The 23,968-nt window shown below is 67.4% G+C and carries 24 protein-coding genes, 1 tRNA gene and 1 pseudogene; 5 read left to right on the top strand and 21 right to left on the bottom strand.

Annotated elements, in window-relative coordinates; all coding sequences use genetic code 11:
• Positions 1–91: 91 nt before the first annotated feature.
• A pseudogene (locus FSZ13_RS18860) lies at positions 92–304 on the top strand (integrase); the annotation flags it as partial.
• Positions 305–512: 208 nt separating this feature from the next.
• A complete protein-coding gene (locus FSZ13_RS10380) occupies positions 513–1,439 on the top strand; it encodes a 2OG-Fe(II) oxygenase (protein WP_145479433.1) in 927 nt (308 codons plus the stop codon).
• A gap of 138 nt (positions 1,440–1,577) precedes the next feature.
• On the opposite strand, the gene FSZ13_RS10375 is transcribed toward FSZ13_RS10380, so the two are convergent.
• From FSZ13_RS10375 to aspS, 19 genes are all read right to left on the bottom strand, one after another.
• Positions 1,578–1,653, bottom strand: a tRNA-Lys gene (locus FSZ13_RS10375).
• 73 nt (positions 1,654–1,726) lie between these two features.
• Positions 1,727–2,392 (bottom strand): 7-cyano-7-deazaguanine synthase QueC, encoded by a 666-nt coding sequence (gene queC, locus FSZ13_RS10370; protein ID WP_145479432.1) that lies wholly within the window; start codon positions 2,390–2,392, stop codon positions 1,727–1,729.
• A gap of 75 nt (positions 2,393–2,467) precedes the next feature.
• Positions 2,468–3,166 carry a 7-carboxy-7-deazaguanine synthase QueE gene (gene queE, locus FSZ13_RS10365; protein ID WP_145479431.1) on the bottom strand — a complete coding sequence of 233 codons (699 nt, stop codon included), beginning with the start codon at positions 3,164–3,166 and terminating at the stop codon, positions 2,468–2,470.
• Between the two features lie 146 nt (positions 3,167–3,312).
• A complete protein-coding gene (ybgF, locus tag FSZ13_RS10360) occupies positions 3,313–4,125 on the bottom strand; it encodes a tol-pal system protein YbgF (protein WP_428999988.1) in 813 nt (270 codons plus the stop codon).
• 9 nt (positions 4,126–4,134) lie between these two features.
• Positions 4,135–4,650 carry a peptidoglycan-associated lipoprotein Pal gene (gene pal, locus FSZ13_RS10355; RefSeq protein WP_145479429.1) on the bottom strand — a complete coding sequence of 172 codons (516 nt, stop codon included), beginning with the start codon at positions 4,648–4,650 and terminating at the stop codon, positions 4,135–4,137.
• Positions 4,651–4,714: 64 nt separating this feature from the next.
• Complete coding sequence (gene tolB / locus FSZ13_RS10350) at positions 4,715–6,037, bottom strand: Tol-Pal system beta propeller repeat protein TolB (protein WP_145479428.1); 1,323 nt, start codon at positions 6,035–6,037, stop codon at positions 4,715–4,717.
• Positions 6,038–6,179: 142 nt separating this feature from the next.
• Positions 6,180–7,241 carry a cell envelope integrity protein TolA gene (gene tolA / locus FSZ13_RS10345; RefSeq protein ID WP_145479427.1) on the bottom strand — a complete coding sequence of 354 codons (1,062 nt, stop codon included), beginning with the start codon at positions 7,239–7,241 and terminating at the stop codon, positions 6,180–6,182.
• Positions 7,231–7,659 carry a protein TolR gene (gene tolR, locus FSZ13_RS10340; RefSeq protein ID WP_145479426.1) on the bottom strand — a complete coding sequence of 143 codons (429 nt, stop codon included), beginning with the start codon at positions 7,657–7,659 and terminating at the stop codon, positions 7,231–7,233. The genes tolA and tolR overlap by 11 nt, the downstream gene beginning before the upstream one ends.
• Positions 7,660–7,682: 23 nt before the next feature.
• Positions 7,683–8,462, bottom strand: a complete 780-nt coding sequence (gene tolQ, locus FSZ13_RS10335; RefSeq protein ID WP_145479425.1) for a protein TolQ — start codon at positions 8,460–8,462, stop codon at positions 7,683–7,685.
• A gap of 10 nt (positions 8,463–8,472) precedes the next feature.
• Positions 8,473–8,904 carry a tol-pal system-associated acyl-CoA thioesterase gene (gene ybgC / locus FSZ13_RS10330; RefSeq protein WP_145479424.1) on the bottom strand — a complete coding sequence of 144 codons (432 nt, stop codon included), beginning with the start codon at positions 8,902–8,904 and terminating at the stop codon, positions 8,473–8,475.
• Positions 8,894–9,934 (bottom strand): Holliday junction branch migration DNA helicase RuvB, encoded by a 1,041-nt coding sequence (gene ruvB, locus FSZ13_RS10325; RefSeq protein ID WP_145479423.1) that lies wholly within the window; start codon positions 9,932–9,934, stop codon positions 8,894–8,896. Before ruvB ends, ybgC begins: the two co-directional genes overlap by 11 nt.
• Positions 9,935–10,033: 99 nt before the next feature.
• The gene (locus tag FSZ13_RS10320; protein ID WP_428999981.1) at positions 10,034–11,956 is read right to left on the bottom strand and encodes a potassium transporter Kup; all 1,923 of its coding nucleotides are present in this window, start codon (positions 11,954–11,956) and stop codon (positions 10,034–10,036) included.
• A gap of 47 nt (positions 11,957–12,003) precedes the next feature.
• Entirely contained in the window at positions 12,004–12,594 is a 591-nt protein-coding gene (gene ruvA, locus FSZ13_RS10315) for a Holliday junction branch migration protein RuvA (RefSeq protein ID WP_145479422.1), read from the bottom strand.
• A 10-nt stretch (positions 12,595–12,604) separates the two neighbouring features.
• Positions 12,605–13,126: a crossover junction endodeoxyribonuclease RuvC gene (gene ruvC / locus FSZ13_RS10310; RefSeq protein ID WP_145479421.1), complete on the bottom strand. Its 522-nt coding sequence runs from the start codon at positions 13,124–13,126 to the stop codon at positions 12,605–12,607.
• A gap of 14 nt (positions 13,127–13,140) precedes the next feature.
• On the bottom strand, positions 13,141–13,872 hold the full coding sequence (locus FSZ13_RS10305; protein ID WP_145479420.1) for a YebC/PmpR family DNA-binding transcriptional regulator: 732 nt from the start codon (positions 13,870–13,872) through the stop codon (positions 13,141–13,143).
• A gap of 55 nt (positions 13,873–13,927) precedes the next feature.
• Positions 13,928–14,560, bottom strand: a complete 633-nt coding sequence (locus FSZ13_RS10300) for an esterase/lipase family protein (RefSeq protein ID WP_145479419.1) — start codon at positions 14,558–14,560, stop codon at positions 13,928–13,930.
• Positions 14,561–14,678: 118 nt separating this feature from the next.
• Positions 14,679–15,200: a GNAT family N-acetyltransferase gene (locus tag FSZ13_RS10295; RefSeq protein ID WP_145479418.1), complete on the bottom strand. Its 522-nt coding sequence runs from the start codon at positions 15,198–15,200 to the stop codon at positions 14,679–14,681.
• 20 nt (positions 15,201–15,220) lie between these two features.
• The gene (locus FSZ13_RS10290; protein ID WP_145479417.1) at positions 15,221–15,550 is read right to left on the bottom strand and encodes a DNA primase; all 330 of its coding nucleotides are present in this window, start codon (positions 15,548–15,550) and stop codon (positions 15,221–15,223) included.
• 82 nt (positions 15,551–15,632) lie between these two features.
• The gene (gene aspS, locus FSZ13_RS10285) at positions 15,633–17,396 is read right to left on the bottom strand and encodes an aspartate--tRNA ligase (protein WP_145479416.1); all 1,764 of its coding nucleotides are present in this window, start codon (positions 17,394–17,396) and stop codon (positions 15,633–15,635) included.
• Between the two features lie 158 nt (positions 17,397–17,554).
• On the opposite strand from aspS, the gene FSZ13_RS10280 reads away from it, so the two are divergent.
• Positions 17,555–18,286 carry a DUF3011 domain-containing protein gene (locus FSZ13_RS10280; protein ID WP_145479415.1) on the top strand — a complete coding sequence of 244 codons (732 nt, stop codon included), beginning with the start codon at positions 17,555–17,557 and terminating at the stop codon, positions 18,284–18,286.
• 76 nt (positions 18,287–18,362) lie between these two features.
• On the opposite strand, the gene FSZ13_RS10275 is transcribed toward FSZ13_RS10280, so the two are convergent.
• Positions 18,363–19,001, bottom strand: coding sequence for a hypothetical protein (locus tag FSZ13_RS10275; protein ID WP_145479414.1), 639 nt, complete (start codon positions 18,999–19,001; stop codon positions 18,363–18,365).
• A gap of 128 nt (positions 19,002–19,129) precedes the next feature.
• Between FSZ13_RS10275 and FSZ13_RS10270 the strand changes: the two genes are divergently transcribed.
• The gene (locus FSZ13_RS10270; protein ID WP_145479413.1) at positions 19,130–20,401 is read left to right on the top strand and encodes an MFS transporter; all 1,272 of its coding nucleotides are present in this window, start codon (positions 19,130–19,132) and stop codon (positions 20,399–20,401) included.
• Positions 20,402–20,463: 62 nt separating this feature from the next.
• Complete coding sequence (gene ggpS, locus FSZ13_RS10265; protein ID WP_145479534.1) at positions 20,464–22,710, top strand: glucosylglycerol-phosphate synthase; 2,247 nt, start codon at positions 20,464–20,466, stop codon at positions 22,708–22,710.
• 100 nt (positions 22,711–22,810) lie between these two features.
• Here ggpS and blaL2 read toward each other — a convergent pair whose 3' ends face one another.
• A complete protein-coding gene (blaL2, locus tag FSZ13_RS10260; protein WP_145479412.1) occupies positions 22,811–23,710 on the bottom strand; it encodes a L2 family extended-spectrum class A beta-lactamase in 900 nt (299 codons plus the stop codon).
• Positions 23,711–23,968 lie beyond the last annotated feature (258 nt).

Genomic DNA, 23,968 nt, shown 5'->3' with positions numbered 1-23,968 from the left:
GATGGGGAAGGACATCAAAGGCCTATCCACCGACAGAGATCGCAAAGATGGTGGCTGCAGACGGACAGGCAAACAATCCGCGTGAAGTACTGCTTCGATCGATACCGCCTGGCAGCGGCTAATAACCGAGGCGATCAGCGCTGGCGTCATCGATGAGAGCGAGCGGTTTTCGCTGCACGGCCTGAAGCATCGGGGCATCACCGACAGCGAGAACAAGGCCGCCGGCGGTCACCGGACCGAAGCCATGCGTCAGCGGTACGACCACGAAGTACCGCTCGTGAAACCGCCACGCAAGGATCTCTGATGGTGCCAGCCGACTACGACAGCCGAGGCAACCTGCACGTACGTTGCACGTTCTGCACTGTAAGGGGCTGCCAACGCCATTTTCCCGACCATTTGCGGACCGACCACCGTCGGTCCGCTTGGGTTTGGGGATACGCAGTTAAGTGGTCCGTACCATTGCGACCAACGCAACTCGTGGAGGCAGGTGTGCGTTGCCGCACCTGGGACATATGCAGAATCACGACCTTGGTTCCATCCTGAATCCGAATCTTCTTCGGGATGTACGAACGCTATCGACGCGCTTTCGATCCGCCAAACCTTTCCCCAACCTGGTGATCGAACAGTTTTTTGCGCCAGCATTCATAGCGCGCCTTCAAGCAGAATTCCCGGCGTTCGAGCAAGGCAATCGAATGGGCGACGACGGCCAGCCCGGCGGCAAGTCCACGATGGAAAGGGTGAAAGGCCTGGGTCCCGCGTACGAGCAGCTCGATGCCGCCATCAAGTCGCCTGAGTTTCTGCAATGGCTGTCGCAGGTCACGGGCATTTCCGGCTTGCTCTACGATCCCTGGTACCTGGGAGGCGGCACCCATGAGAGCCACAACGGTGTGAGCCTGGATCCCCATGTCGACTTCAACTACCACCCCAGCGAGCGCTGGCACCGCCGGCTGAACCTGCTGATCTACCTCAATCCCTCGTGGGAGCCCCAGTGGGGCGGTTGCTTCGAACTTTTCCGGGACCCTCATGCGTCAGCATGTCCTGACGTTTCCATCACCCCCACGTTCAATCGGGGCGTCCTGTTCGAGACATCTGAGCGCTCGTGGCACGGCTTCAACGCCATCCAGCTGCCACCGACCGAGATCGGACTGACCCGGCGCTCGATTGCGCTCTATTTCTACAGCCGACAACGGCCGCCGTCAGAGCCTGCCGACCGCCACACGACGCTGTACGTCAAACGCCAGCTACCCGACCGCATAATGGATGGACATCGGCTGGACTGTGCGGACGTAGCTCACATCCGCGATCTGCTCCAGCAGCGCGACAACCACATCACCTCGCTGTACGCGGAGAACACCGCGCTGCGCAAGGCCCAGGATGCCGGGCTGATCGGGAACGTGTTGTACCTGGCCAAGCGTGCATTCGTTCGCTTCCGCCGGTGAGCCACTGGGAGGTGTTGATGCACTTCGGTCAGCCACCTGGCCAGGCCGCTCGCAGGCGTGAAACATCGCAATATTTCCGCCAATTTTTCCACGACCACAAAAAAGGCGCCCCTCGGGCGCCTAAGTCGTTGATGCAATTGGTGGGCCGTGATGGATTCGAACCATCGACCAAAAGATTAAAAGTCTTCTGCTCTACCGACTGAGCTAACGGCCCATTGCATGCCCCGACTTCACGCCGGGGGTGCGCATTCTAACCCATCTTGCGGCGCAGGCGTACCCCGTCGCGATCAGGCGTAGCGGGTCGGGTCGGCCACGCCGGCGTCGGCGAAGCCCTGGGCGCGCAGGCGGCAGGCGTCGCAGTGGCCGCAGGCCGCGCCGGTGGCGTCGGCGTTGTAGCAGGACACGGTCAGGCCGAAGTCCACGCCCAGGCGCACGCCTTCACGCACGATGTCGGCCTTGCTCAGGAACTGCAGCGGCGCGTGCACCTGGATGCCCGCCCCTTCCACGCCCGCCTTGGTGGCGAGGTTGGCCAGGGTCTGGAAGGCGCTGATGAACTCGGGGCGGCAGTCGGGGTAGCCGGAATAGTCCACCGCGTTGACGCCGCAGAAGATGTCATTGGCGCCCAGCACTTCGGCCCAGCCCAACGCCACCGACAGCATGATGGTGTTGCGCGCGGGCACGTAGGTGACCGGAATGCCCTCGCCGCCCGCTTCGGGCACGTCGATGTCGTCGGTCAGGGCCGAGCCGCCGATGCTGCGCAGGTCGACGTTGACGGTCTTGTGCGCGACCACGCCCAGGGCCTGGGCCACGGCGGCGGCGGCGTCCAGTTCCGAGGTATGGCGCTGGCCATAGCGTACGCTCAGGGCGTGCACGGCGAAGCCCTGCTCGCGGGCGATGGCGACGACAGCGGCGGAATCCATGCCGCCGGACAGGAGGACAACTGCATTCTTCATGAGGGTGTTTCCGGTGGGTTGCGGGAAAGCCAGCACGCTGTCCCGCGCCGGTACATCAAGGGAGGTCGAACAGGCTCATCGCCCGGGCTCGTCGTCCCATAGGATCTTGTGGAGCTGCATCTGGAAGCGCACCGGCAGGCGGTCTTCGACGATCCAGTCGGCCAGCTCGCGCGGGCTGACCTGGCCCTTGCTGGGCGAGAACAGCACCATGGAGCGCTCGTTGAGGCGATGCTCGCGGACCATGGCGCGGGCCCACTCGTAATCCTCACGGCTGCACAGCACGAACTTGATCTGGTCGCGGCGGGTCAGCAGCGGCAGGTTGTCCAGGCGGTTGCGCGCCATTTCGCCGGAGCCGGGGGTCTTGAGATCGACCACGCGCGACACCCGCGGGTCCACCGCGCTCACGTCCAGCGCGCCGGAGGTCTCCAGCGAAACGTCCAGGCCGGCCTCGCACAGCTTCTCCAGCAGCACCAGGCAGCGCTTCTGCGCCAGCGGCTCACCGCCGGTCACGCAGACGTGGTGCACGCCCTGGGCCAGCACTTCGGCCACGATGGCGTCGATGTCCCACCAGGTGCCACCGTGGAAGGCGTACGCGGTGTCGCAGTAGGTGCAGCGCAGCGGGCAGCCGGTCAGGCGCACGAACACGGTCGGCCAGCCGGCGGTATCGGCTTCGCCCTGCAGGGAGGTGAAGATCTCGGTGATCTTCAGCCGTGGCAGGGGGGATTGCACGATCTCGCTGGGGGTAGTGACGGCGGCGGACAGGGGGGTGGTCATGGGCGCTGTGGTGGTGCGGAATTCGGAAACGAGAGCAGCCAGGCAGGGCCTGGCTCTACGCGGATAAGGTGTCGGTGCGGCCGGCACGGTGGGCCGATCGCGTCGGCGCCAACCGGGGAGTATACCGGCCTTGGCCGGTGGGGGCCTCAGCGGATCTGCTGGCCGAGGCGGATGGCCTGCAGACGGTCCTGCGCGGTGCGCGCTGCGTCCGAGCCGGGATAGGTGCTGACGACCTGCTCCAGGGTGGCCTGGGCTTCGTCGATTTTCCCTTCGCCATACTGCGAAAGGCCGACCTTGAGCAGGCCACCGGAGGCCTTGTCATGGGTCGGATAGCGCGCCAGGAGGTCGCGGAACTGCGCCTCGGCGAGCGGGTAATTGCGGGTGGCGTAGTAGCTCTCACCCAGCCAGTACAGGGCATTGGGGGTGTAGACGCCGTTCGGGTACAGCTCGAGGAAGCTCAGGAACAGCTGCGCCGAGTCGTCGTACTTGCCGGCCTTGAGCGAATCGAAGGCGACGTTGTAGGCGGTGCGCTCGTCGCCACTGGCGGCCAGGCTGCCCGGGTCGCCATGCACGGAAGGCGGCCGCTCGGTGGCGGCCGCTGCCGGTAGGGCGGGCTTGGGTGCGGCGGCGGGAGCATTCGCGGCCGGAGCGGCCGGAAGGATCGGGGCGCTGCCCCCTTCAATGCGGTTCAGACGTCCGTCCAGGTCCAGGTACTGGTCCTGCGAGGTCTGCTTCAACTGGGCGTTTTCGTGCTGGAGCTGCTCAAGCGTGCTCTGCAGCTGCTGCATCTGCTGACGCAGCTGGTTGACCTGGTTCAACAGGTCCTGGTTGGAGCTGTTGTTGTAGGCCTGCTGCTCGAGTGCGCCAACACGGTCGGCCAGGCTCTGCCGCTGGGCCTGCGCCGGTGCGGCAGCCACGAGGGCTGCCGCAACGACCAGCATCAGGGTTTTGATGCCGATGCGCATGGATTACTGCGCGGTGTAGACGATTTCGGCGCGACGGTTCTGCGACCAGCAGGCTTCGCCCGACTCGGTGCAGACCGGACGCTCTTCGCCGTAGGACACGACGGTCAGCTGCGAAGCCGAACCACCGTTGGCCTGCAGGGCCGAGCTCACGGCATTGCCACGACGCTCGCCCAGGGCCTGGTTGTACGCACGCGAACCGCGCTCGTCGGTGTGACCCTGCAGGGTGATGCGGGCCGACGGACGGTCACGCAGGTACTTGGCGTGGCACGCCATGATCGCCTGGAACTCGGACTTGATGTCTTCCTGGTCCAGGTCGAAGTACACAACGCGCTGACGCAGGCAGGCATCGGTGTCCAGGTCGCCCGGGCCGTACAGGCCGGAGGTCGACGGGCCGGTCGGCTGGGTGGTGCTGCCGGTGTCAACCGGAGCTTCCGGAACTTCCTTGACCTTCTTGGAGCAACCGGCCAGGACGGCCACGGACAACAGGGAGACAAGCAAAACGCGGGAGGTCTTGTTCATGAAATACCTTTGAGGCTCCTAAAGCCGGATGTGGGATGAATACGGTGGGGATCTTAACACTCTGTTAGCGCTTTGTACGGTATGGCGACCACGAAGGTTCGCGAACATCACCGTCGGCCAGCACCAGGCGCTGGCGGACGCGCGCGTCGGCCGATACCGCATACAGAACCCCACGACCACCTTCGCGGGCGGCGTACAGCACCATGCTTGCGTTGGGGGCGAAGGTCGGCGACTCATCCAGCGAGCCCGGCGACAGCGTGCTCCAGCGCGGCGAGCCCAGGCTGCTGTCCATCATCGCGATCTTGTAGGTGTTGCCGCTGCCCTGTGCCACGATCAGCTTCTTGCCGTCGTAGGAGATGCTCGGGGTGGCGTTGTAGTTGCCCTGGAAGGTCACGCGGGAGGCGCTGCCACCGCCGGCGGAGACCTGGTAGATCTGCGGGCGGCCGCCACGGTCGGAGGTGAAGTAGACGCTGGAACCGTCAGCACTCCAGGTCGGCTCGGTGTCGATGGCGAAATGGTTGGTGAGCTGGGTGAGCTGCTTGCTGCCCAGGTCCATGACATAGATTTCCGGATTGCCGCTGCGCGACAGCGACAGGGCCAGGCGGCGGCCATCCGGCGAGAACGACGGGGCGCTGTTGATGCCGCGGAAGCTGGTCACCAGCTCACGGGCGCCGGTGGCGATGTTCTGGATGTAGATCGCCGAGTTGCCACGCTCGAAGCTCACGTAGGCCAGGCGGTTGCCATCCGGGCTCCACGACGGCGACAGCAGCGGTTCGGCCGAGCGCACGATGGTCTGCGGGTTGTAGCCGTCCGAGTCGGCCACCATCAGCGCGTAGCGCATGGCATCGCCCTTGCCGCTGGCGGTGACATAGGCGATGCGGGTCCAGAAGGCGCCGCGCACACCGGTGATCTTTTCGTAGATGGCGTCGGCCATCTGGTGGGCGACGTCGCGCATGGCATTGCCACGGGCGGTCATCGCCAGGCCCAGCAGGCGCTCGCCCTTGGGCACGTCATACAGCTCGTACTCGACGCGGTAGGCGCCGGCACCGGCGTCCATGACCCGGCCGACGACGATGTAGTTCTGCTTCAGCGCGCGCCAGGTGGCGAACTGGATCTCGCTGCCACGGGTCGGCTTTTCGACGATCTGGGCTTCGGGAAGGGTGCGGAACTGGCCCGAGCGCTCCAGGTCGGCGCGAACCACCTGCGCCACGTCGGTCTGCGGGGCGGCGCCCGAACCCTGGTAGGGCATCGGCACCACGGTGATGGGCAGCGCGGAGGCGTTGCCGCCGATGATGTCGATATCCAGGCCCCTCTGCTGCGCAGCGGCGGCGAAAGGCAGGAACAACAAAGCCGCGAACACGGCAAACCAGCGAGGCATCTTCTTCATGGGCGCTCTATAGGGGGAAAACCAGAACGAGGGATAACAGCAGTGCGGTGAACAGTTTCGCAATCATGAACCAACCGGGTGTGAAATCCGAGTGGTGCCCGGCGGGAAATCACGGGCCATTAACGAAACCGACCGCCCGGGATCAACGATCCTGGGCGGTGAAGTTGAAGTTGACCGTGCGCGCGAACACGCTCTCGAAGCCACGGTAGGGCAGCGGCTGGGCGTTCAGCACGGCCGCTTCGATCGAGCGCTTGCCGGCCTCGTCGAACGGACAGCTCGGGCTGACCTTGGCCTGCAGCACCTGGCCGCCCGGGATCTGGGTGATCACGATCTGGCATTTCTGCCCCAGCGGCACCGAGTCCGGGCGCTGCCACTGCGCCAGCACCTTTTGCTGGATGGCGGCGGCGTACTTGGCGGACAGGTCGTCGCTGGTCCCGCCGCCACCGGCGGCCGGCTGCGATGCACCGCTGGAACCGGCGCTGGCCTGCCCCGCCGCGGCCCGCGCGGCCGTGACCTGGCGCAGCTTCTGCTCGGCCAGCTTGGCTTCCTTCTCGGCTGCCTCGCGGCGGCTGCGGATCTCGGCGATCTTCTTCTGGCGCTCGGCCTCGGCTTTTACGTCGTTGGCCTTCTGTTCCTGCTCGGCCAGCTTCTTCTTCTGCTCGGCCGCTTCCTGCTGCTTGGCCAGGCGCAGCTTCTGCTCGGCCTCTTCCACGCGCTTGCGCTCGGTCAGGTCGATCTGCTCCTGGCGGCGCTTGGCTTCCTGTTCCTGCTTGGCCTTCTCCGCCGAGATCGAGAGCGCGTTGACCGCCTCCTGGTCGACCGTGTCCGGCTGCGCGATGCGCTCCTGGGCGTTCTGCTGCTGCGGGGTCGGCGCGTCCTGCGGGCGCGGCTCGGGCAGCGGCTGCGGCGGCGGGACGGTGTCTTCCTCGATCGGAACCGGCTCGGCCACCGGCTCCGGCAGGTCGGGCAGTTTTTCCGAGGCGCGCAGCGCCTGGCGCGCGGCGGCGGCCTCGGAGGCGCTCAGCTGCAGGCTGGCTTCAATGGCGGGGTCGCCCGCGGCGGCTTCGGTGCTGCGCTGTGGCGACCACAGCCAGGCGGCGATGAACACCAGCGCGAGCAGCACGTGGACCAGGATCGCCAGGGCGATCGGCAGGCCCCACTCGCCGTCCGGCTGGCGCTGCGGTGGCAGGGCTTCAGCGTGCATCGGTCGCCAGACCCACCTTTTCCACGTTGGCGCGCTTGATCACGTCCATGGCCGCGACCACTTTTTCGTAGGCCACGGCCTTGTCGGCGGCCACGATCACGCGCAGGTTCTTGTCCTGCGCGGCGAGCGCGCCGAGCTGGGCCTGCAGCTGGGCCGGATCCATCGGCGCCGGCTCCTTGGCTTCGGGCAGTTTCAGGCTGAGCTGGCCGTCCAGGCGTACCGAGACGATCACCGGGTCCTGCTTGCTTTCCAGCGCCTTGGCCTGCGAACTGGGCAGGTCCACTTCAAAGCTCAGGGTGAGCAGCGGCGCGGTGACCATGAAGATGATCAACAGCACCAGCATGACGTCGATGTACGGCACGACGTTGATTTCGGATTTGAGCTTGCGGCGCTTGCGGCGGCCGATGGCAGCGGTCATGGCGTGATCCTTGTGCTGGGCGCTTACTCGTCGCCCGCGGACTGGCGCTGCAGGATCGAGCTGAACTCTTCGGCGAAGGTTTCATAGCGGACCGACAGGCGCTCGACGCGGGTGGTGAAGCGGTTGTAGGCCCACACCGCGGGGATCGCCACGAACAGGCCGATGGCGGTGGCGAACAGCGCTTCGGAGATACCCGGCGCGACCGAGGCGATGCCGGCCTGCTCGCCGCTGTTGATCATGTCGTGCATGGTCACCATGATGCCGAACACGGTACCGACCAGGCCCACGTACGGTGCGGTCGAACCGATGTTGGCCAGCAGCTCCAGGCTGCGTTCCATCTGGTCCACTTCACGGGTGAAGGTGGTGCGCATGGCGCGCTGGGCGCCTTCCAGCTGGGCACGGCCGTCCAGGCGGCGCTTGTCGCGCAGGCGGGTGAACTCGCGGAAGCCGGCTTCGAAGATCGCTTCCAGCCCACCCACCTTGCGGTTGCGGTCGGTGGCGGCGCTGTAGAGCTTGCCCAGGTCGGCACCGGACCAGAAGCGGCTTTCGAACTCGTCGGCCTCGCGGTTGGCGGCGTTGAACACGCGCGCCTTGCGGAAGATGATCACCCAGCTGATGAACGACCCGGCCAGCAGCAGCAGCACGATGATCTTCACCGGCAGGCTGGCCTTGATCATCAGGTCCAGGTAGTTGATGCCACCGCCGTGCGCGGCTTGCGCGACGGTCTGCGACGCGGCGCTGGTGACTTCCTGCGGCAGCGCTTCGACCACCGTGGCCTGCAGGGCCAGGAGCATTCCGATCATCCGTTGTTCCTCAATATGCGGCTGTTTGAATTACGTAGGGTTTCAACGCGGCATGGAGGACATCGTCCATGCCGCGCGGTTTGAATGTGGCAGCGTCCAATGCCGCGATCCTGACCTGCGCGGTCAGCAGCGTTTCATCGCCGCGACGCACTGCCTGGTCGAACACCATGCTGGCGCGCTTGCACTGCACCAGCGTGGCCGTCACGTCCAGCGCGTCGTCCAGCCGCGCCGGCTTGAGGAAGTCCAGGGTCATCGACCGGACCGCGAACACCAGGCCATGCTCGGTGCGGGTGCGTTCCTGGCCGTAACCCAGGGCCCGCATCCATTCGGTGCGCGCCCGTTCCATGAAGGCCACGTAGCGGGCGTGGTAGACCACCCCGCCAGCGTCGGTATCTTCCCAATATATGCGTGTCGGCCAACTGAACCGGGCGTCAACCGACATCCGGCACCTCCGCGAACAGGTCGGCGGGCGGGTTCTTGGGTTTCAGGCCGAGGTGGCGGTAAGCCTTGTGCGTGGCCATGCGGCCGCGCGCAGTGCGCACCAGGAAGCCCTGCTGGATCAGGTACGGTTCGACCACGTCTTCCAGCGTGCCGCGCTCTTCGGACAGCGCCGCGGCCATCGATTCCACGCCCACCGGGCCGCCGTCGAAGTAGTCGATCAGGGTACGCAGCATGCGCCGGTCGAGGTCGTCGAAGCCTTCCGGGTCCACTTTCAGCATCTGCATGGCGGCCTGGGCCACGTCCTGGTCGATATGGCCGGCGGCCTTGACCTGGGCATAGTCGCGAACGCGGCGCAGCAGCCGGTTGGCGATACGCGGGGTGCCGCGCGAACGCCGCGCGATCTCCGCCGCGCCTTCGGCGGTGCAGTCGATGCCGAGAATGGCGGCCGAACGCCGGACGATCTTCGTCAACTCTTCCGGGGTGTAGAACTCCAGCCGGTGCACGATGCCGAAGCGGTCGCGCAGCGGCGCGGTCAGCAGGCCTGCGCGGGTGGTGGCGCCGATGAGGGTGAACGGCGGCAGGTCGATCTTGATCGAGCGGGCCGCGGGGCCCTCGCCGATCATGATGTCGATCTGGAAGTCTTCCATCGCCGGGTACAGCACTTCCTCCACCACCGGCGACAGGCGGTGGATCTCGTCCACGAACAGCACGTCGTGCGGCTGCAGGTTGGTCAGCAGCGCGGCCAGGTCGCCGGCCTTTTCGATCACCGGCCCGGAGGTCACCCGCAGCGCCACGCCCAGTTCGTTGGCGATCACGTGGCTCAGGGTGGTCTTGCCCAGGCCCGGCGGCCCGAAGATCAGCACATGGTCCAGCGCATCGCCACGGGCCTTGGCCGCTTCGATGTAGATCGACAGCTGCTCGCGCACGGGCGCCTGGCCGAGGTAATCGGCCATGCGCTTGGGGCGGATGCTGGCGTCGGTGGTGTCATCCTCGCGGGTGGCACCGGCACCAATGATGCGGTCGTCGGTCATCCCGCGATTATGCGGCAAAAAGCGTGACGACCAACGGTCGTCACCTACCCGGGATCAAGAAAATGGAGGGTAGCGGCCGACCGTTGGTCGGCCGTCCGGTCAGATCTCGACCTGGGCACCGAGCTCGACGAGGCGATTTCCGGGGATCCGGAAGAACCCCGTCGCCGGGGCCGCGTTCCGGTGCATCAGCGCGAACAGCTTGTCGCGCCAGATCGGCATGCCGCGGTTGGCGGTGGCGACAATGGTTTCGCGGCTGGCGAAGAAGGTGGTGTCCATCGGATCGAAGTAGATCCCGCCGTGGTCGCACGAGCGCATCAGCGCCAGCGGTACGTCCGGGGTCTCCATGAAGCCGAAGCGCACGAACACCCGGTAGAACTCGTCGCCCACCGACTCGATCTTTAGCCGCTGCCCTTCCATCGCGTACGGAATGGGCAGGGTCTCCACGTGCAGGAACACGTTGCGCTCGTGCAGCACCTTGTTGTGCTTGAGGTTGTGCATCAGCGCGTGCGGAGCCACCGAGGGATCGGCGGTGAGAAACACTGCGGTGCCCGGCACGCGCACCGGCGGGGCCAGCATCAGGCCGGGCAGGAAGGTGTCCAGGCGGATGCCATCCTTGCGGATCTCATCGCGCAGCAGCTCGCGACCCCGCCGCCAGGTACGCATCATGGTGAACAGCACGATGCCCAGCACCACCGGGAACCAGGCGCCCTGCAGCAGCTTGGCGCCGTTGGCGATCACGAAGCCCAGGTCGATGATGAAGAACACCACGCACAGCGGGATGATCCAGTAACGCGAGGTCGGCCACAGCGCGCGCGCCACCAGGGCCAGCAGCAGGGTATCGATCAGCATGGTCGCCGACACCGAGATGCCGTAGGCCACCGCCAGGTTGGACGAGCTGCGGAAGGCCAGCACCAGCCCGATCACCATCACCGCGATGCCCCAGTTGATGCCGGGGATGTAGATCTGGCCGATGGTGTCGTGCGAGGTGTGGGTGATGCGCATGCGCGGGATGTAACCCAGCTGCATGGCCTGGCGCGAGACCGAGAACGCACCGGTGATCACCGACTGCGAGGCGATCACCGCAGCCATGGTGGCCAGGACGATCATCGGGTACAGCGCCCAGTCCGGCACCGCCTCGAAGAACGGGTTCTTCACCGCGCCGGGGTCGTTGAGCACCAGCGCGCCCTGCCCCAGGTAGTTCAGCACCAGGCACGGCAGCACGAAGAAGTACCAGGCATGGCGGATCGGCTTGGCCCCGAAGTGGCCCATGTCCGCGTACAGCGCTTCGCCACCGGTGACCGCCAGGACCACCGCGCCCAGGATGAAGATGCCGTGCCAGCCATGGTCCATGAAGAAGCGCACGCCCCAGATCGGGTTGAATGCCTTCAGCACTTCCGGCGCATCGACGATGTTCCAGATGCCGATCGCGGCCAGCGACACGAACCACACCGAGGTGATCGGCCCGAACGCCTTGCCGATCTTCTCGGTGCCGAAGCGCTGCGCGGCGAACACCAGCAGCAGCACCACCACGGTGATCGGCACGATGAACGCGTGCAGCCCGGGCGCGGCCACTTCCAGGCCCTCCACCGCGCCGAGCACGGAGATGGCCGGCGTGATCACGCCGTCGCCGAAGAACAGCGAGGCTCCGAAGATGCCCAGGATGCCGACCACGTAGGCCGAGCGCGAGCCGTTGCGCATGGTGCGCTGGGTCAGCGCCATCAGCGCCATGATGCCGCCTTCGCCATCGTTGTCGGCGCGCATGATGATGGTGACGTACTTCAGCGTCACCACCAGCATCAGCGCCCAGAACGCCAGCGACAGCACGCCGAGCACGGTGTCATGGTTACCCACCAGCCCGTAGTGTTCGGAGAAGGCTTCCTTCAGGGTGTACAGCGGGCTGGTGCCGATGTCGCCGAACACCACGCCGATCGCACCGACCATCAGGGCCAGGCCGCTGGCGCCCGGCGCCGCATGGCCGTGCCCGGCGTGGCCGTTCTCGTGCTGGGTGGAAGAGCTGGACATGGGACTCCGGAGGGGATGTCGGTCGGTGGAAGATCAGGCCAGCGCGCTCAGCGCAGCGCGGCCTGCAGGGCCTTGCGGATCACGGTGGCGACATCGTCGCCCTCGCTGTTGGCATCGCGCGCCATGCGCGCCGCTTCGGCCGGTTTGTAGCCCAGCTGCTGCAGCGCCACGGTGGCTTCGGACACCGGGTCGGTGGCCGGCGCGGCACCTGCGATCGGTGCACCGCCGCCGCCAAAGTTGGCCGCGCGGTCGCGCAGCTCCAGCACCATGCGTTCGGCGGTCTTCTTGCCGATGCCCGGGATGCGGGTGAGTGCGGTGATGTCGCCGGCCTGCACCATGCGCGCGAACTCGTCCACGCTTACCCCGGACAGCACCGCCAGCGCGATCTTCGCGCCGATCCCGCTGACCTTCTGCACGTCGCGGAACAGCCGGCGCTCGCCCTCGCGCAGGAAGCCGTACAGCGACACGCTGTCTTCCTTCTGCGCATAGTGGGTGAACAGGATCACCTCGCGGCCCAGGTCGGGCAGGTCGTAGAAGGTGCTCATCGGCGCCTCCAGCTCATAGCCGACCCCGTTGACGTCGATCAGCAGCCACGGCGGCGCCTTGTACGCCACGATCCCACGCAGACGACCAATCATGCAGATGTCCTCATTTCCGGCTCCACGCCTGGCGTGCATTGACGCCCAGGCGCTGCGCCGTCGCCCGTACGTGGGCATGGGTGATGGCCACCGCCAACGCGTCGGCGGCGTCCGCCTGCAGCTTGGCTTTCAGGTTGAGCATAAGCCCGACCATGTGTTGGACCTGTTGCTTTTCCGCCCCGCCCCGCCCGACCACGGCCAGCTTGATCTCGCTGGCCGCGTACTCGTGCACCGGCAGGTCACGCATGACCACCGCCGAGATCGCCGCGCCGCGCGCCTGGCCCAGCTTCAGCGCCGAATCCGGGTTGCGCGCCATGAACACCTTCTCGATGGCCACTTCCTGCGGGCGGTATTCTTCCATCAGCGCGTTCAGCCCCAGCACCAGCAGCTTCATCCGCTGCGGGAAGTCGTCCGCCCCCAGCAGCACCAGCGGCAGGTGGTGCACGTGCAGCACCTTGCCGGACGGGTCGACGTCAATGATGCCGACCCCGGTCCGTTGCGAACCGGGGTCGATGCCGAGGATGCGGATCATGTCGGGTTACGCCGTCAGGCGTAGGCATCCGCGCCGAGGTCGGCGTTGGAGAACACGTCCTGCACGTCGTCCAGGTCTTCCAGCATGTCCAGCATCTTCTTGACCTGGAGTGCGGTGTCGCCTTCGACCTTGATGTCGTTGTCGGCGCGGAAGGTGAGCTCGGCGTGGTCCGGCTTCAGTCCGGCGGCGTCCATCGCCTCCTTGACCGCGTGGTACATGTCCGCGGCGGTCAGCACGTCGATGGCGCCGTCCTCCGGGTAGACCACCACATCGTCAGCGCCCGCCTCGATGGCCGCCTCGGTCACCGCGTCTTCGTTGGCGCCGCCGGCGAAGTGCAGCACGCCCACGCGCTTGAACATGAACGACACCGAGCCTTCGGTGCCCATGTTGCCGCCGCACTTGCTGAACGCATGGCGGACATCGGCCACGGTGCGCACGCGGTTGTCGGTCAGGCAGTCCACGATCACGGCAACGCCGCCGGGGGCATAGCCCTCGTAGCGCACCTCTTCGTACTCCACGCCTTCCAGCTCGCCGGCGGCCTTCTTGATGGCCCGTTCGATCACGTCCTTGGACATGTTCGAGGCCAGGCCCTTGTCCATGGCCACGCGCAGGCGCGGGTTGTTGTTGGGGTCGCCTCCACCGCCGCGCGCGGCAACGCCGATCTCACGGATGATCTTGGTGAAAATCTTGCCGCGCTTCGCGTCAGACGCGTTTTTGCGGTTTTCGATGGAAGGGCCTCTACCCATGGGTGTTTCCGTGCGTGCGTCAGGAACAGGGCGCGGATTCTACCTGATCGCCCGCTCAGGCGGCGTGCGCGGCCCGGTCCGGGCGAAAGCAGCCATCGCGCAGGAAGGCTGCGGTCTGGCGGGCGGCGTCGGGGGAGAACACCAGCCCGCTGTGGCTGGCGGCCACCACGCAATGGTCGGCCAGGCCCGGCAGGCGGGTTTCGTCCAGCGCCACCGTGCCATCGGAGGCATCGCCGATCGCCCCCAGCAGGCTGCCCAGGCCATGCGGCACCGAGCCGGCGATCAGCCCGACCTGCGCCCTGCCCTCCCAGTTCGGCAGGCCGCCCAGCAGCAGCTCGCTGCTGCGCCCCAGCGCTGCCGACCAGCCGTGCTCGGCCAGGGTGCGGGCGGTGCCACTGCCGCGCAGCGGCGAGCCCAGGCAGACCACCCGCGACACCGGCAGGTCCGGCTGGCGGCGCAACGCCTCCAGCGCGACCAGCCCGCCCAGGCTGTGCCCGACCAGGGCCACCGGGCCGGTGTCCTTGAGCCGTTGCATCAGTTGCGGCACGGCCACGTCGGGCCCACCGAACACGCTGGCGTAGCCGAAGGTGTCGACGCTGAAGCCGCGCGCGCGCAGGCGCCAGGCCAACGGGCCAACCCAGGCGCGGGCATTCCAGATGCCGTGCAGCAGTAAAACGGGGGGATTCATGGGCGCAGCGTAGCCGGTGCGGAACCGTTCCAACGGGGAAACACGGTTCTATTAGACAAATGGACCGGGGAACGGCGGGTGAAGCCGGGGCCGCCGAATAAACGACCGCGCAGGCCGTTCAGCTTGCCTGCGGCGGACGCCGCAGGATGTACTCCAGGTCGCGCACCTGGCCTACCGGGAATTCGTAGGTGCCCACCTTTTCAAATCCGTAGCGGGCGTAGAAGCGCTGGGCGCCGAAGTTTTCCGACCACACCCCGAGCCACAGGGTGCGCGGGCCGTCGCGCTCCAGCCAGGCCAGCGCGGTTTCCAGCAGCCGGCTGCCCCAGCCGCAGCTCTGCTCGTCCCGGACCAGGTACAGGCGCTTGAGCTCGCCATCGCCGGCCTCCACCTGCTCATGCGGCAGGCCGCAGGGCCCGGCCGCGGCATGGCCGACGGCCACGCCGTCGCGCTCCAGCAGCCAGACCGCGTAGTCGGGGTGGGACAGGATCACCTTCTGGCGCTCGACCGCGTAGGCCTCGTCGAGGAAGGCCTGCAGGTCCTGCGGCGGGTAGAGGTGGCCGAAGGTTTCCACGAAGGTACGGGTGGCCAGCACCGACAGGGTCGGTGCGTCTTCGGGGCCGGCGCGGCGGATGGTGTACATGGACGGGTCCGGGGCAGGCGTCAGGCCTGCGGTCCCTTGGCGGCGTCTTCCTCTTCGCCGTCTTCCTCGTCCTCTTCCTCGTACTCCTCGTCCTCCTCGTCTTCCTCGCCCTCTTCGTACTCTTCTTCTTCCTCGTCTTCTTCGTCGTCCTCGTAATCCTCGACGCCGAAGTCCTCACCGTCCCAGCGGCCTTCGCCATCGGCGACGAAGGTCAGCGCCATCGCGGCCGGGCTGGTGCCCACGCGCACCAGCCAGCCGCCGAACACGCGCGCGCGCTCGGTCACCAGATTGGCGTCGGTGCCTTCATTGCCCAGCTTTTCCCATTCCAATACGAACGCGAACTCGGTCATTACCTGGATCTCCTGGTGGGTGCCAGCCGGGCAGAGCCCGGCTCTACGGTGGGAGCATGTTTCCGCAGGGCGGAACATGGCGTTATTTCCTGGGGCGGACCTGGATGTGCACTTCGGCCAGCTGCTCGTCCGGGATCGGCGACGGGGCGCCGGTCATCAGGCACTGCGCGCCGGTGGTCTTCGGGAACGGAATCACGTCGCGGATCGATTCGGTGCCGGCCATCAGCGCGGCGATGCGGTCGATGCCGAACGCGATGCCGCCGTGCGGCGGCGCGCCGAAACGCAGCGCGTCAAGCAGGAAGCCGAACTTGGCTTCGGCCTCCTCGGCGCCGATGCCCAGCAGCTCGAACACCGTGCTCTGCATGTCCGAACGATGGATACGGATCGAACCGCCACCGATCTCGTTGCCGTTGAGCACCATGTCGTAGCCGCGCGAGACGGCGGTCTTCGCATTGGCGCGCAGGTCGGCGATGTCGTCCACCGCCGGGGCGGTGAAGGGGTGATGCAGGGCGACGTAGCGCTGGGCTTCGTCGTCGTACTCGAACATCGGGAAGTCGGTGACCCACAGCGGGGCCCAGCCGTCGGCGACCAGGTTGAAGTCCTTGCCGGCCTTCAGGCGCAGCGCGCCCATGAAGTCGGACACCTTGTTGTAGCCGCCGGCGCCGAAGAACACGATGTCGCCATTGCCGGCGCCCACGTGCACCACCAGCGCGGCAAAGGCTTCTTCGCTGAAGAACTTGGCGATCGGCGAGCTGACTTCTCCGTTGTCACCGATCTTGATGTAGGCCAGGCCCTTGGCGCCGTACTTGGCGGCATGCGCGGCATATTCGTCTATCTGCTTGCGCGACAGGCTGGCGCCGCCCGGAATGCGCAGCGCGGCGACGCGGCCGTCGGCATCGTTGGCGGCGGCGGTGAACACCGGGAACTCGCTGGCCTTGACCAGTTCGGCCACGTCCACCAGCTCCAGCGCGATGCGCAGGTCCGGCTTGTCCGAGCCATAACGGCGCATGGCTTCGGCCCAGGTCATGCGCGGGAAGCTGGCGGCCAGCTCCACGTCGACCACTTCCTTGAAGATGGCGCGGATCATGCCTTCCACGTAATCCTGCACGTCGCGCTCGCGCACGAAGGCGAACTCCATGTCCAGCTGGGTGAATTCCAGCTGGCGGTCGGCGCGCAGGGCCTCGTCGCGGAAGCAGCGCGCGATCTGATAGTAGCGGTCGAAGCCGGCCACCATCAGGATCTGCTTGAACAGCTGCGGCGACTGCGGCAGCGCGTAGAACTCACCCGGGTGCATGCGCGCCGGCACCAGGAAGTCGCGTGCGCCTTCCGGGGTGGCCTTGGTCAGGATCGGGGTTTCGATGTCCTGGAAGCCGTCGGCATCGAGGTGGCGGCGCAGTGCCTGCACCAGCTTGATGCGGGTGCGCTGCATGCGCTGCATGTCCGGGCGGCGCAGGTCCAGGTAGCGGTACTTCAGGCGGGTTTCCTCGCCCGGGTTCTCGTGGGCGTGGAACGGCAGCGGCTCGGCCTTGTTGAGCACGGTGATGCGGGTGGCGACGATCTCGACCTGGCCGGTGCGGATCTTGTCGTTCACCGCATGGCGCCGACGCACCACGCCTTCCACCTGCAGCACGTCCTCGTAGCCCAGGCTGGCGGCGACCTTGAACACTTCCGCGGAATTCTCGTCGCCTGCGGTCGGCTCCACCGTCACCTGCACGATGCCTTCATGATCGCGAAGATCGATGAAGCACACGCCGCCCAGGTTGCGGGCAACGTCGGTCCAGCCGGCGAGGGTGACAGTCTGGCCAATCAGGGTCTCGTCGACCAGGCCGCAGAAGTGGGTACGCATGGGGGTAAAGCTCCGCAGGAGATTGCCGGCGCCAGGCGGCACCGGTCAGCCCGTTATTCTGCGGCCGGCGACCCGTTGGGGCAAATCCCGGATGGTCACATGGGCTTGATCCGGCCGGGCAGATAGTGCCCGGACCACCATGCGCAAGGGGATTTGCCATGAACCGCCTCGCTGTTGCCTGCCTCACGGCCGTCCTGGCCTGCAGTGCTCCGACCCTGCACGCCCAGATCAGTGCCCGCGCCTACGCCCCCGAGAACCTCCGCACGCTGTCCATTTCCGACCAGCAGCGGGTGATTTCCCAGGAATATGCTGAACAGTCCGGGGGACGCCGCATCCCCGACGACCAGATGCGCTTCTATTTGGACCAGGTGAACCGGTCGTCCTGGGGCTTTTCCCGGATCAAGCAGGACATCGCCACTTCGCTCAGCGGTTCCGGTGGGGGCTGGAATCCCGGCGGTGGCGGCGGCTGGAACCCTGGCAGTGGCAACGGGGTGGTCCGCTGCGAAAGCCGCGACAGCCGTCAACGGGTCTGCGACACCGGCTGGCGCAGCGCGCGCCTGTCCCGGCAGCTCTCCGATACCCGCTGCGAGGAGGGCCGCAACTGGGGCTCGCGCAACCGGCAGGTCTGGGTCAGCGGCGGTTGCCGCGCCGAATTCGTCGAAGGCCGTGGGGGCGGCTGGAATCCGGGCGGCCCGGGCAACAATTACACCGTGACCTGCAGCAGCAACGACAACCGCCAGCAGAGCTGCGCCTGGGACTCCCGCCAAGGGCGGCCTGCGCTGGTCCAGCAGCTGTCCGGCAGTGCCTGCGTGGAAGGCCGTACCTGGGGCTACCGTGGCAACGCGCTGTGGGTCAGCAACGGCTGCCGGGCGCGGTTCGGTACGCGCTGAAGGCCCGTAGAGCCACGCCCTGCGTGGCTTCGCGGTCGCGAACGGAGGCCGCAGAGCAGCCACGCATGGCGTGGCTCTACGGCGCCGGGGGTGCCTCGGCGCCCCACGGTGCGGGCGGCAATGGCACCGGGTGGGCCAGGTCGAATACCACCCGGAACGTGCGCCCCCCCGGGCGGGTGAGTTCGTAGACGAACTGCTCGTCCGGCTCCACCTCCATCGCCCACGTGTTGGTGACCGATGCCGCCATGCCCGCCTTGCGGAACATCGCCACCGACTCGGCGTCGACCGGGAACGCCTGGCGCTGGGCGGTGCCCGGCGGCGCGCTGTCGCCGCCGTACATCGTGACCGCGTCGGGGCTGCCGTCGGCATGGCGGTGGTCGTGCTTCAGGCGCAGGCCGGTGTCGGTGCGGCTCAGCACCCAGGTCCGCGAATGATCGTCGCCGACATGGAACGGAATGCGCAGCTCGTGCGCGGCGTCGTCGCACCCGCGCACATGCATCACCAGCCGCTTGCCGTCGAACGGATCGGGCGTGGTACTGCGCGGCTGGTTGACCACCACGCGGCCCTCGTAGGCCTTGCCGCAATGTGCGGCCACTGCGGCCAGGAACGCGTCGGCCGGGGCCATCGCAACGTCGTGGGCGGCTTGGTCGCGCTCGCCACTGCAAGCGGCCAGCAGCACGGCGGCCGCCAGCGGAAGATATCGGTGCAGACTCATGCAGCCACCCTAGCCCGCATGCGCGCAGAGCGCAAATTCACCGACGATTTCCGGCAACAAAGGGTTTATTGCGACTGTGTTAGGGTAACAAGCGTGACCGGTTCGCCTTCCCCACGAAGGTCGCACGCGTGTTGCGGCTGACCGCCCTGCTCACAGGCGTAGCGCTGCTGTTGACCGGCAGCGGGCTTCTGGGCACCTTGCTGGCGGTGAGCGGTGGTGAGGCCGGCTTCGGTGCCGGTACGTTGGGCCTGGTGATGTCCGGTTATTTCGCCGGCTTCTTCATGGGCACCTTCTTCGCACCGTCGCTGATCCGCCGCATCGGGCATATCCGTGCGTTCGCCTTCTTTTCCGCCCTCGCCGCCATCGCGGTGCTGCTGCATCCGTTGTGGCTCAACGCGTGGTTGTGGGGCGTGCTACGCATCATCACCGGCATCGCGCTGGTGGGGCTGTACACGGTGATCGAAAGCTGGCTCAACGCCGAGCCGGACCCGCGCCAGCGCAGCCGCGCGTTCTCGCTGTACATGGTGGTGAACCTGTCCGCGCTGGCCCTGGGCCAGATCCTGCTGATGGTGAGCAATGCGCCGGCCATGTCGATGTTCATGCTGATCGCGATGCTGGTGTGCGCGGCCGTGCTGCCGATCACCGCGACCCGGCTGACTCCGCCGGAAGTGCCTTCGGTTCCTCGCCTGAAACTGAGCCGGCTGTATGCCATGGCCCCGGTTGCGACGGTGGCCGCTGGCCTGTCGGGACTTGCGATGGGCGCGTTCTGGGGCCTGCTGCCGGTGTACGCCGGCGAGATCGGCCTGGACAGCGACGGCGTGGCCCGCTTCATGCTGACCGCCATCGCCGGTGGCGCCCTGCTGCAGTGGCCGCTGGGGCATATCAGCGACGGCCACGACCGCCGCGTCGGACTGGTAGCGCTGTGCCTGGCTGCCGGCGGCATCGCGGTGATCGCCGCCATGCCGATGGTGCAGGTGCAGACCTGGCTGCTGTTTGGCCTGTTCTTCGTATACGGCGGCCTGGCCTTTTCGCTGTATCCGTTCGCGGTCGCGCACATGCTCGATTACCTGCCGCGCGAACACCTGCTTTCCGGTTGCTCCAGCCTGCTGCTGGTGCATGGGGTGGGTGCGGCGATCGGCCCGGCCTTGGCCGGTGCCGCCATGCAGCAGTTCGGCGCACCTGCACTGCCGCTGTACTTCGCCGCCGTGCTCGGCATGCTGGCGCTGTTCACCACCGCGCGCCTGCTGAGCTTCTCGCGGCTGCGCACCCACCCGGTGCTGTTCCGGCTGATGCTGCGCACCACGCCGGCGGCGCTGGAGTTGATGCCGGAAACCGACGCCGTGCCGCCACCCGACACCCCCCATCCCCCACCCATCGACTCCGATAAGGAAGTGCATTGACTGTTTCGACACCCACCCCGTCCACCTCATCCCGCACGCCGGCGGCTTCTCCGGCCCAGCAACTGATTCTCGCCACCGATCTGGATGGCACGTTCCTCGCCGGCGATGCCGCCGCGCGCCACCGCCTGTACCGCCTGGTCGACCAGCACCCCGGTATCCGCCTGATCTTCATCACCGGCCGTGGACTCGAAGCAGTGATGCCACTGCTGTCCGATCCGGCCATTCCGCGCCCGGATTACGTGGTCTGCGACGTCGGCGCCACCGTGGTCGATGGCCACACGCTGCAGCCGCTGCAACCCCTGCAATCAATGATCGACGCGCACTGGCCCGGCGAACACGTCGTGGCCGCTGCGATGCGGCCGTTCACTGCGCTGCAGCGCCAGGACGTGCCGCAGGAGCGCCGCTGCTCCTATTTCTGCGATCCGGAAACGCTGGCGCCGCTGCGCGGCCAGATCCAGGCCGCCGCGCAGGCGCTGGGCTGCGACGTGCTGTATTCGGCCGACCGCTACCTGGACATCCTGCCGCCGGATACCGACAAGGGCCGCACCCTGGCGGCGCTGGCCCGCCTGCTGGCGCTGCCGCGCGACCGCATCCTGGTCGCCGGCGACACGCTCAACGACCTGTCGATGTACACCGCCGGCTTCCGCGGCGTGTGCGTGGGCGACTCCGAACCGGCGTTGACCGAGGCCACCGCCGGCCTGGAGCGCACCTTCCATGCGCAGGCGCCGGGCTGCGGAGGCATCCTCGAAGCGATCGAACATTTCGGCCTGCTCGCCGCCGATGATGCCTGGCTGCAGCCGCCGGCGCAGGCGCGCGCGGACGGCGCCGAGCTGGTCATGGTCTACCACCGCCTGCCCTTCGACGAGGTCATGGAAGACGGCGTGCTGGTGCAGCGCCCGCCGCGCTCGCCGAACGGCATCATCCCCTCGCTGCTGAGTTTCTTCGAAGGCGGCCAGAAGGGCTCATGGGTGGCGTGGGGGATCGATGAGCCCAAGCGCGGCCCGTTCCAGACCCACCTGCCGGTAGACGCCGGGCGCTACCCCACCCTGACCGCCGCGCGGGTGCCGTTGAGCCGGCAGGAAGTGGACATCTTCTACAAGCGCTTCTCCAAGGAGGCGTTCTGGCCGATGCTGCACGTGTTCTGGGAACGCGCGCGGTTCCGCGAGGATGACTGGCAGGTGTTCCTGAAGGTCAACCGCAAGTTCGCCGAAGCTACCGCCGCCGAGGCCGCGCACGGCGCCACGGTATGGATCCACGACTACAACCTGTGGATGGTGCCGGGCACGCTGCGCGAACTGCGCCCAGACCTGAAGATCGCCTTCTTCCACCACACCTATTTCCCGTCGGCCGATGTGTTCAACGTGGTGCCGTGGCGCCGCGAGATCATCGGCAGCCTGCTCAGCTGCGATTACATCGGCTTCCACATCCCGCGCCAGGTGGAGAATTTCGTCGACGTGGTCCGCGGTGCGATGCCTGCCGAACGCCTGGCCTGGGAAAGCTGCGCGCCGCGCTTCCTCACCTACGGCTGCGCGGTGGGGCTGGACACCATGACCACCCGCTTGCGCGTGGGCGACCGCGACGTGGCCCTGGGCGCGCATCCGGTCGGCACCGACCTGCGCCGCATCCACGCGGTGCTGGCGCGCGCGGATGTGCGCAATGACATCTTCAAGCTGCGCCGCGAAATCGGGGCGCGCAAGCTGGTGCTGTCGGTGGAGCGGCTGGACTACACCAAGGGCACGCTGGCCAAGCTGGAGGCCTTCGAGCGCCTGCTCGAGCAGCACCCGGACCGCCAGGGCAAGGTCACGCTGCTGATGGTGTGCGTGCCGGCGGCGCGCGAGATGACCGTGTACCGCACGCTGCAGAACCAGATTGAACAGGCGGTGGGTCGCATCAACGGTCGCTTCTCGCGGCTGGACTGGACCCCGGTGCGCTTCTTCGCGCAGGCCTTGCCGTTCGAGGAAGTGGTGGCGCATTACGCGGCGGCGCAGGTGATGTGGATCACCCCGCTGCGCGATGGGCTGAACCTGGTGGCCAAGGAGTTCGTGGCCACGCATGGCATCGAAGGCAGCAATGGCGTGCTGGTGCTGAGCGAGTTCGCCGGTGCGGCAGCCGAGCTGAAGGGCGCGGTGCTGACCAACCCGCACGACCCTGCCGATCTGACCGCCGGGCTGCTGCAGGCGCTGTCGATGCCCGAGGAAGAAGCGGGCGGGCGCATGCGCCAGTTGTTCGGCAGCGTGGAGTATTACGACGTGGACCGCTGGGGGCGCGAGTTCCTGGAGGCGGTGCGGGAAAGCGGCAACCCCGCGTAAACACGATGTTCGGCAGGGGTACCGGCCCCGCCCGTAGAGCCACGCCCTGCGTGGCTTCGCGGTCCCGACGAAGAGCAGCCACGCAGGGCGTGGCTCTACGTCATGCCTTCGTCAACTTCTCCGCAATCACCGCCACCTGCCGCAGCACGTCGTTGCGGCCGGCGTCGTCCACCGTGGCGCCCTGCAGGTAGCTGGTCAGCACCCAGGGCGCACCACCGGCCAGCGGCCACAGGATGGCGATGTCGTTGGTGGTGTCTTCGCCATTGCTGCCGGTCTTGTCGCCTACCCGCCACGCCGGCGACAGCCCGGCACGCAGCCGCGTGTCTCCGGTTTCGTTGTCGATCAGCCAGTCGGCCAGCTGCAGCCGCGACGCCGGCTTCAACACCTCGCCCAGCACGAGCCGCTGCAGGCTGGCCGCCATCGCCGCCGGGCTGGTGGTGTCGCGCGGATCGCCGGGCGCAAACCGGTTCATGTCCGGCTCGAGCCGGTCGTTGCGGGTCACCGCATCGCCGTGCGCGCGCAGGAAGGCGGTCACCCCGGCCGGGCCGCCGACCACGCCGAGCAGCAGGTTCGCGGCCGGGTTGTCACTGGTCACCATGGTGGCGCGGCAGAGGTCGCGCACGGTCAGATCCTTGCCGACATGGCGCTTGGTGACCGGCGCGTGCGACAGCATGTCCTGTTGCCGCACCGGCAGGCGCCGGTCCAGCGCGAGCGTGCCCTGGTCGGCCAGGTGCAGCACGGTCGCCGCCAGCACGAACTTGAAGGTGCTGCACATCGGGAAACGTTCGTCCTGGCGATGGCCGACGCGGGCACCAGTGGCGGTGTTGAGCAGGGTCACCCCGAGTCGGCCGCCACTTGCCTTTTCCAGTGCCGCGAAGTCATCGGCCTGGGCCTTTGCTCCGGCCAGCGCGGTCGGGGGCGCCTTGGCCAGGACCGCTGCGGCCAGGGCGGACGCGGCGGCGGCACCGGTCATCTGCAGGAAGTGGCGACGGGCAAGCATGGGCATCTCCGGAGTGGGAAGGGGCCATGAAAGCATCCCGGGCCAAGTGCCACCAGCGAGCATTCTCAGCAGGAGGCATGAGAAGAATTAATGGCATTTCCGCGCATGGCGAGCCGCCGTTGGTAGCGCCGACCGTTGGTCGGCCCAAGCGGTGCTGCATCGATTACGGAAGGTCACGCGCCGCGATGCTTCGGGCACCGCCTGGGTCGACCAACGGTCGACGCTACCCTCGCACGGCGGGCCGGCCTTGGTAGCGCC

Origin of the sequence: Stenotrophomonas rhizophila (genome assembly GCF_007667275.1) — a bacterium.
Classification (GTDB): Bacteria; Pseudomonadota; Gammaproteobacteria; order Xanthomonadales; family Xanthomonadaceae; genus Stenotrophomonas; species Stenotrophomonas maltophilia_AE.
The sequence above is the reverse complement of the archived record's forward strand: the minus strand, read 5'-3'. Positions and strand labels throughout refer to the sequence as shown.

Excerpts from the sequence above, each read along its gene's own strand:
- blaL2 (WP_145479412.1), bottom strand. The coding sequence starts at position 23,710 with ATGCTTGCCCGTCGCCACTTCCTGCAGATGACCGGTGCCGCCGCCGCG.
- tolA (WP_145479427.1), bottom strand. The coding sequence starts at position 7,241 with ATGCACGCTGAAGCCCTGCCACCGCAGCGCCAGCCGGACGGCGAGTGG.
- FSZ13_RS10305 (WP_145479420.1), bottom strand. The coding sequence starts at position 13,872 with ATGGGTAGAGGCCCTTCCATCGAAAACCGCAAAAACGCGTCTGACGCG.
- FSZ13_RS10300 (WP_145479419.1), bottom strand. The coding sequence starts at position 14,560 with ATGAATCCCCCCGTTTTACTGCTGCACGGCATCTGGAATGCCCGCGCC.
- ruvC (WP_145479421.1), bottom strand. The coding sequence starts at position 13,126 with ATGATCCGCATCCTCGGCATCGACCCCGGTTCGCAACGGACCGGGGTC.
- tolQ (WP_145479425.1), bottom strand. The coding sequence starts at position 8,462 with ATGATCGGAATGCTCCTGGCCCTGCAGGCCACGGTGGTCGAAGCGCTG.
- queC (WP_145479432.1), bottom strand. The coding sequence starts at position 2,392 with ATGAAGAATGCAGTTGTCCTCCTGTCCGGCGGCATGGATTCCGCCGCT.
- FSZ13_RS10275 (WP_145479414.1), bottom strand. The coding sequence starts at position 19,001 with ATGAGTCTGCACCGATATCTTCCGCTGGCGGCCGCCGTGCTGCTGGCC.
- tolB (WP_145479428.1), bottom strand. The coding sequence starts at position 6,037 with ATGAAGAAGATGCCTCGCTGGTTTGCCGTGTTCGCGGCTTTGTTGTTC.
- FSZ13_RS10295 (WP_145479418.1), bottom strand. The coding sequence starts at position 15,200 with ATGTACACCATCCGCCGCGCCGGCCCCGAAGACGCACCGACCCTGTCG.
- FSZ13_RS10280 (WP_145479415.1), top strand. The coding sequence starts at position 17,555 with ATGAACCGCCTCGCTGTTGCCTGCCTCACGGCCGTCCTGGCCTGCAGT.
- tolR (WP_145479426.1), bottom strand. The coding sequence starts at position 7,659 with ATGACCGCTGCCATCGGCCGCCGCAAGCGCCGCAAGCTCAAATCCGAA.
- pal (WP_145479429.1), bottom strand. The coding sequence starts at position 4,650 with ATGAACAAGACCTCCCGCGTTTTGCTTGTCTCCCTGTTGTCCGTGGCC.
- FSZ13_RS10320 (WP_428999981.1), bottom strand. The coding sequence starts at position 11,956 with ATGTCCAGCTCTTCCACCCAGCACGAGAACGGCCACGCCGGGCACGGC.
- ruvA (WP_145479422.1), bottom strand. The coding sequence starts at position 12,594 with ATGATTGGTCGTCTGCGTGGGATCGTGGCGTACAAGGCGCCGCCGTGG.
- queE (WP_145479431.1), bottom strand. The coding sequence starts at position 3,166 with ATGACCACCCCCCTGTCCGCCGCCGTCACTACCCCCAGCGAGATCGTG.
- ruvB (WP_145479423.1), bottom strand. The coding sequence starts at position 9,934 with ATGACCGACGACCGCATCATTGGTGCCGGTGCCACCCGCGAGGATGAC.
- FSZ13_RS10380 (WP_145479433.1), top strand. The coding sequence starts at position 513 with ATGCAGAATCACGACCTTGGTTCCATCCTGAATCCGAATCTTCTTCGG.
- aspS (WP_145479416.1), bottom strand. The coding sequence starts at position 17,396 with ATGCGTACCCACTTCTGCGGCCTGGTCGACGAGACCCTGATTGGCCAG.
- FSZ13_RS10290 (WP_145479417.1), bottom strand. The coding sequence starts at position 15,550 with ATGACCGAGTTCGCGTTCGTATTGGAATGGGAAAAGCTGGGCAATGAA.
- ybgC (WP_145479424.1), bottom strand. The coding sequence starts at position 8,904 with ATGTCGGTTGACGCCCGGTTCAGTTGGCCGACACGCATATATTGGGAA.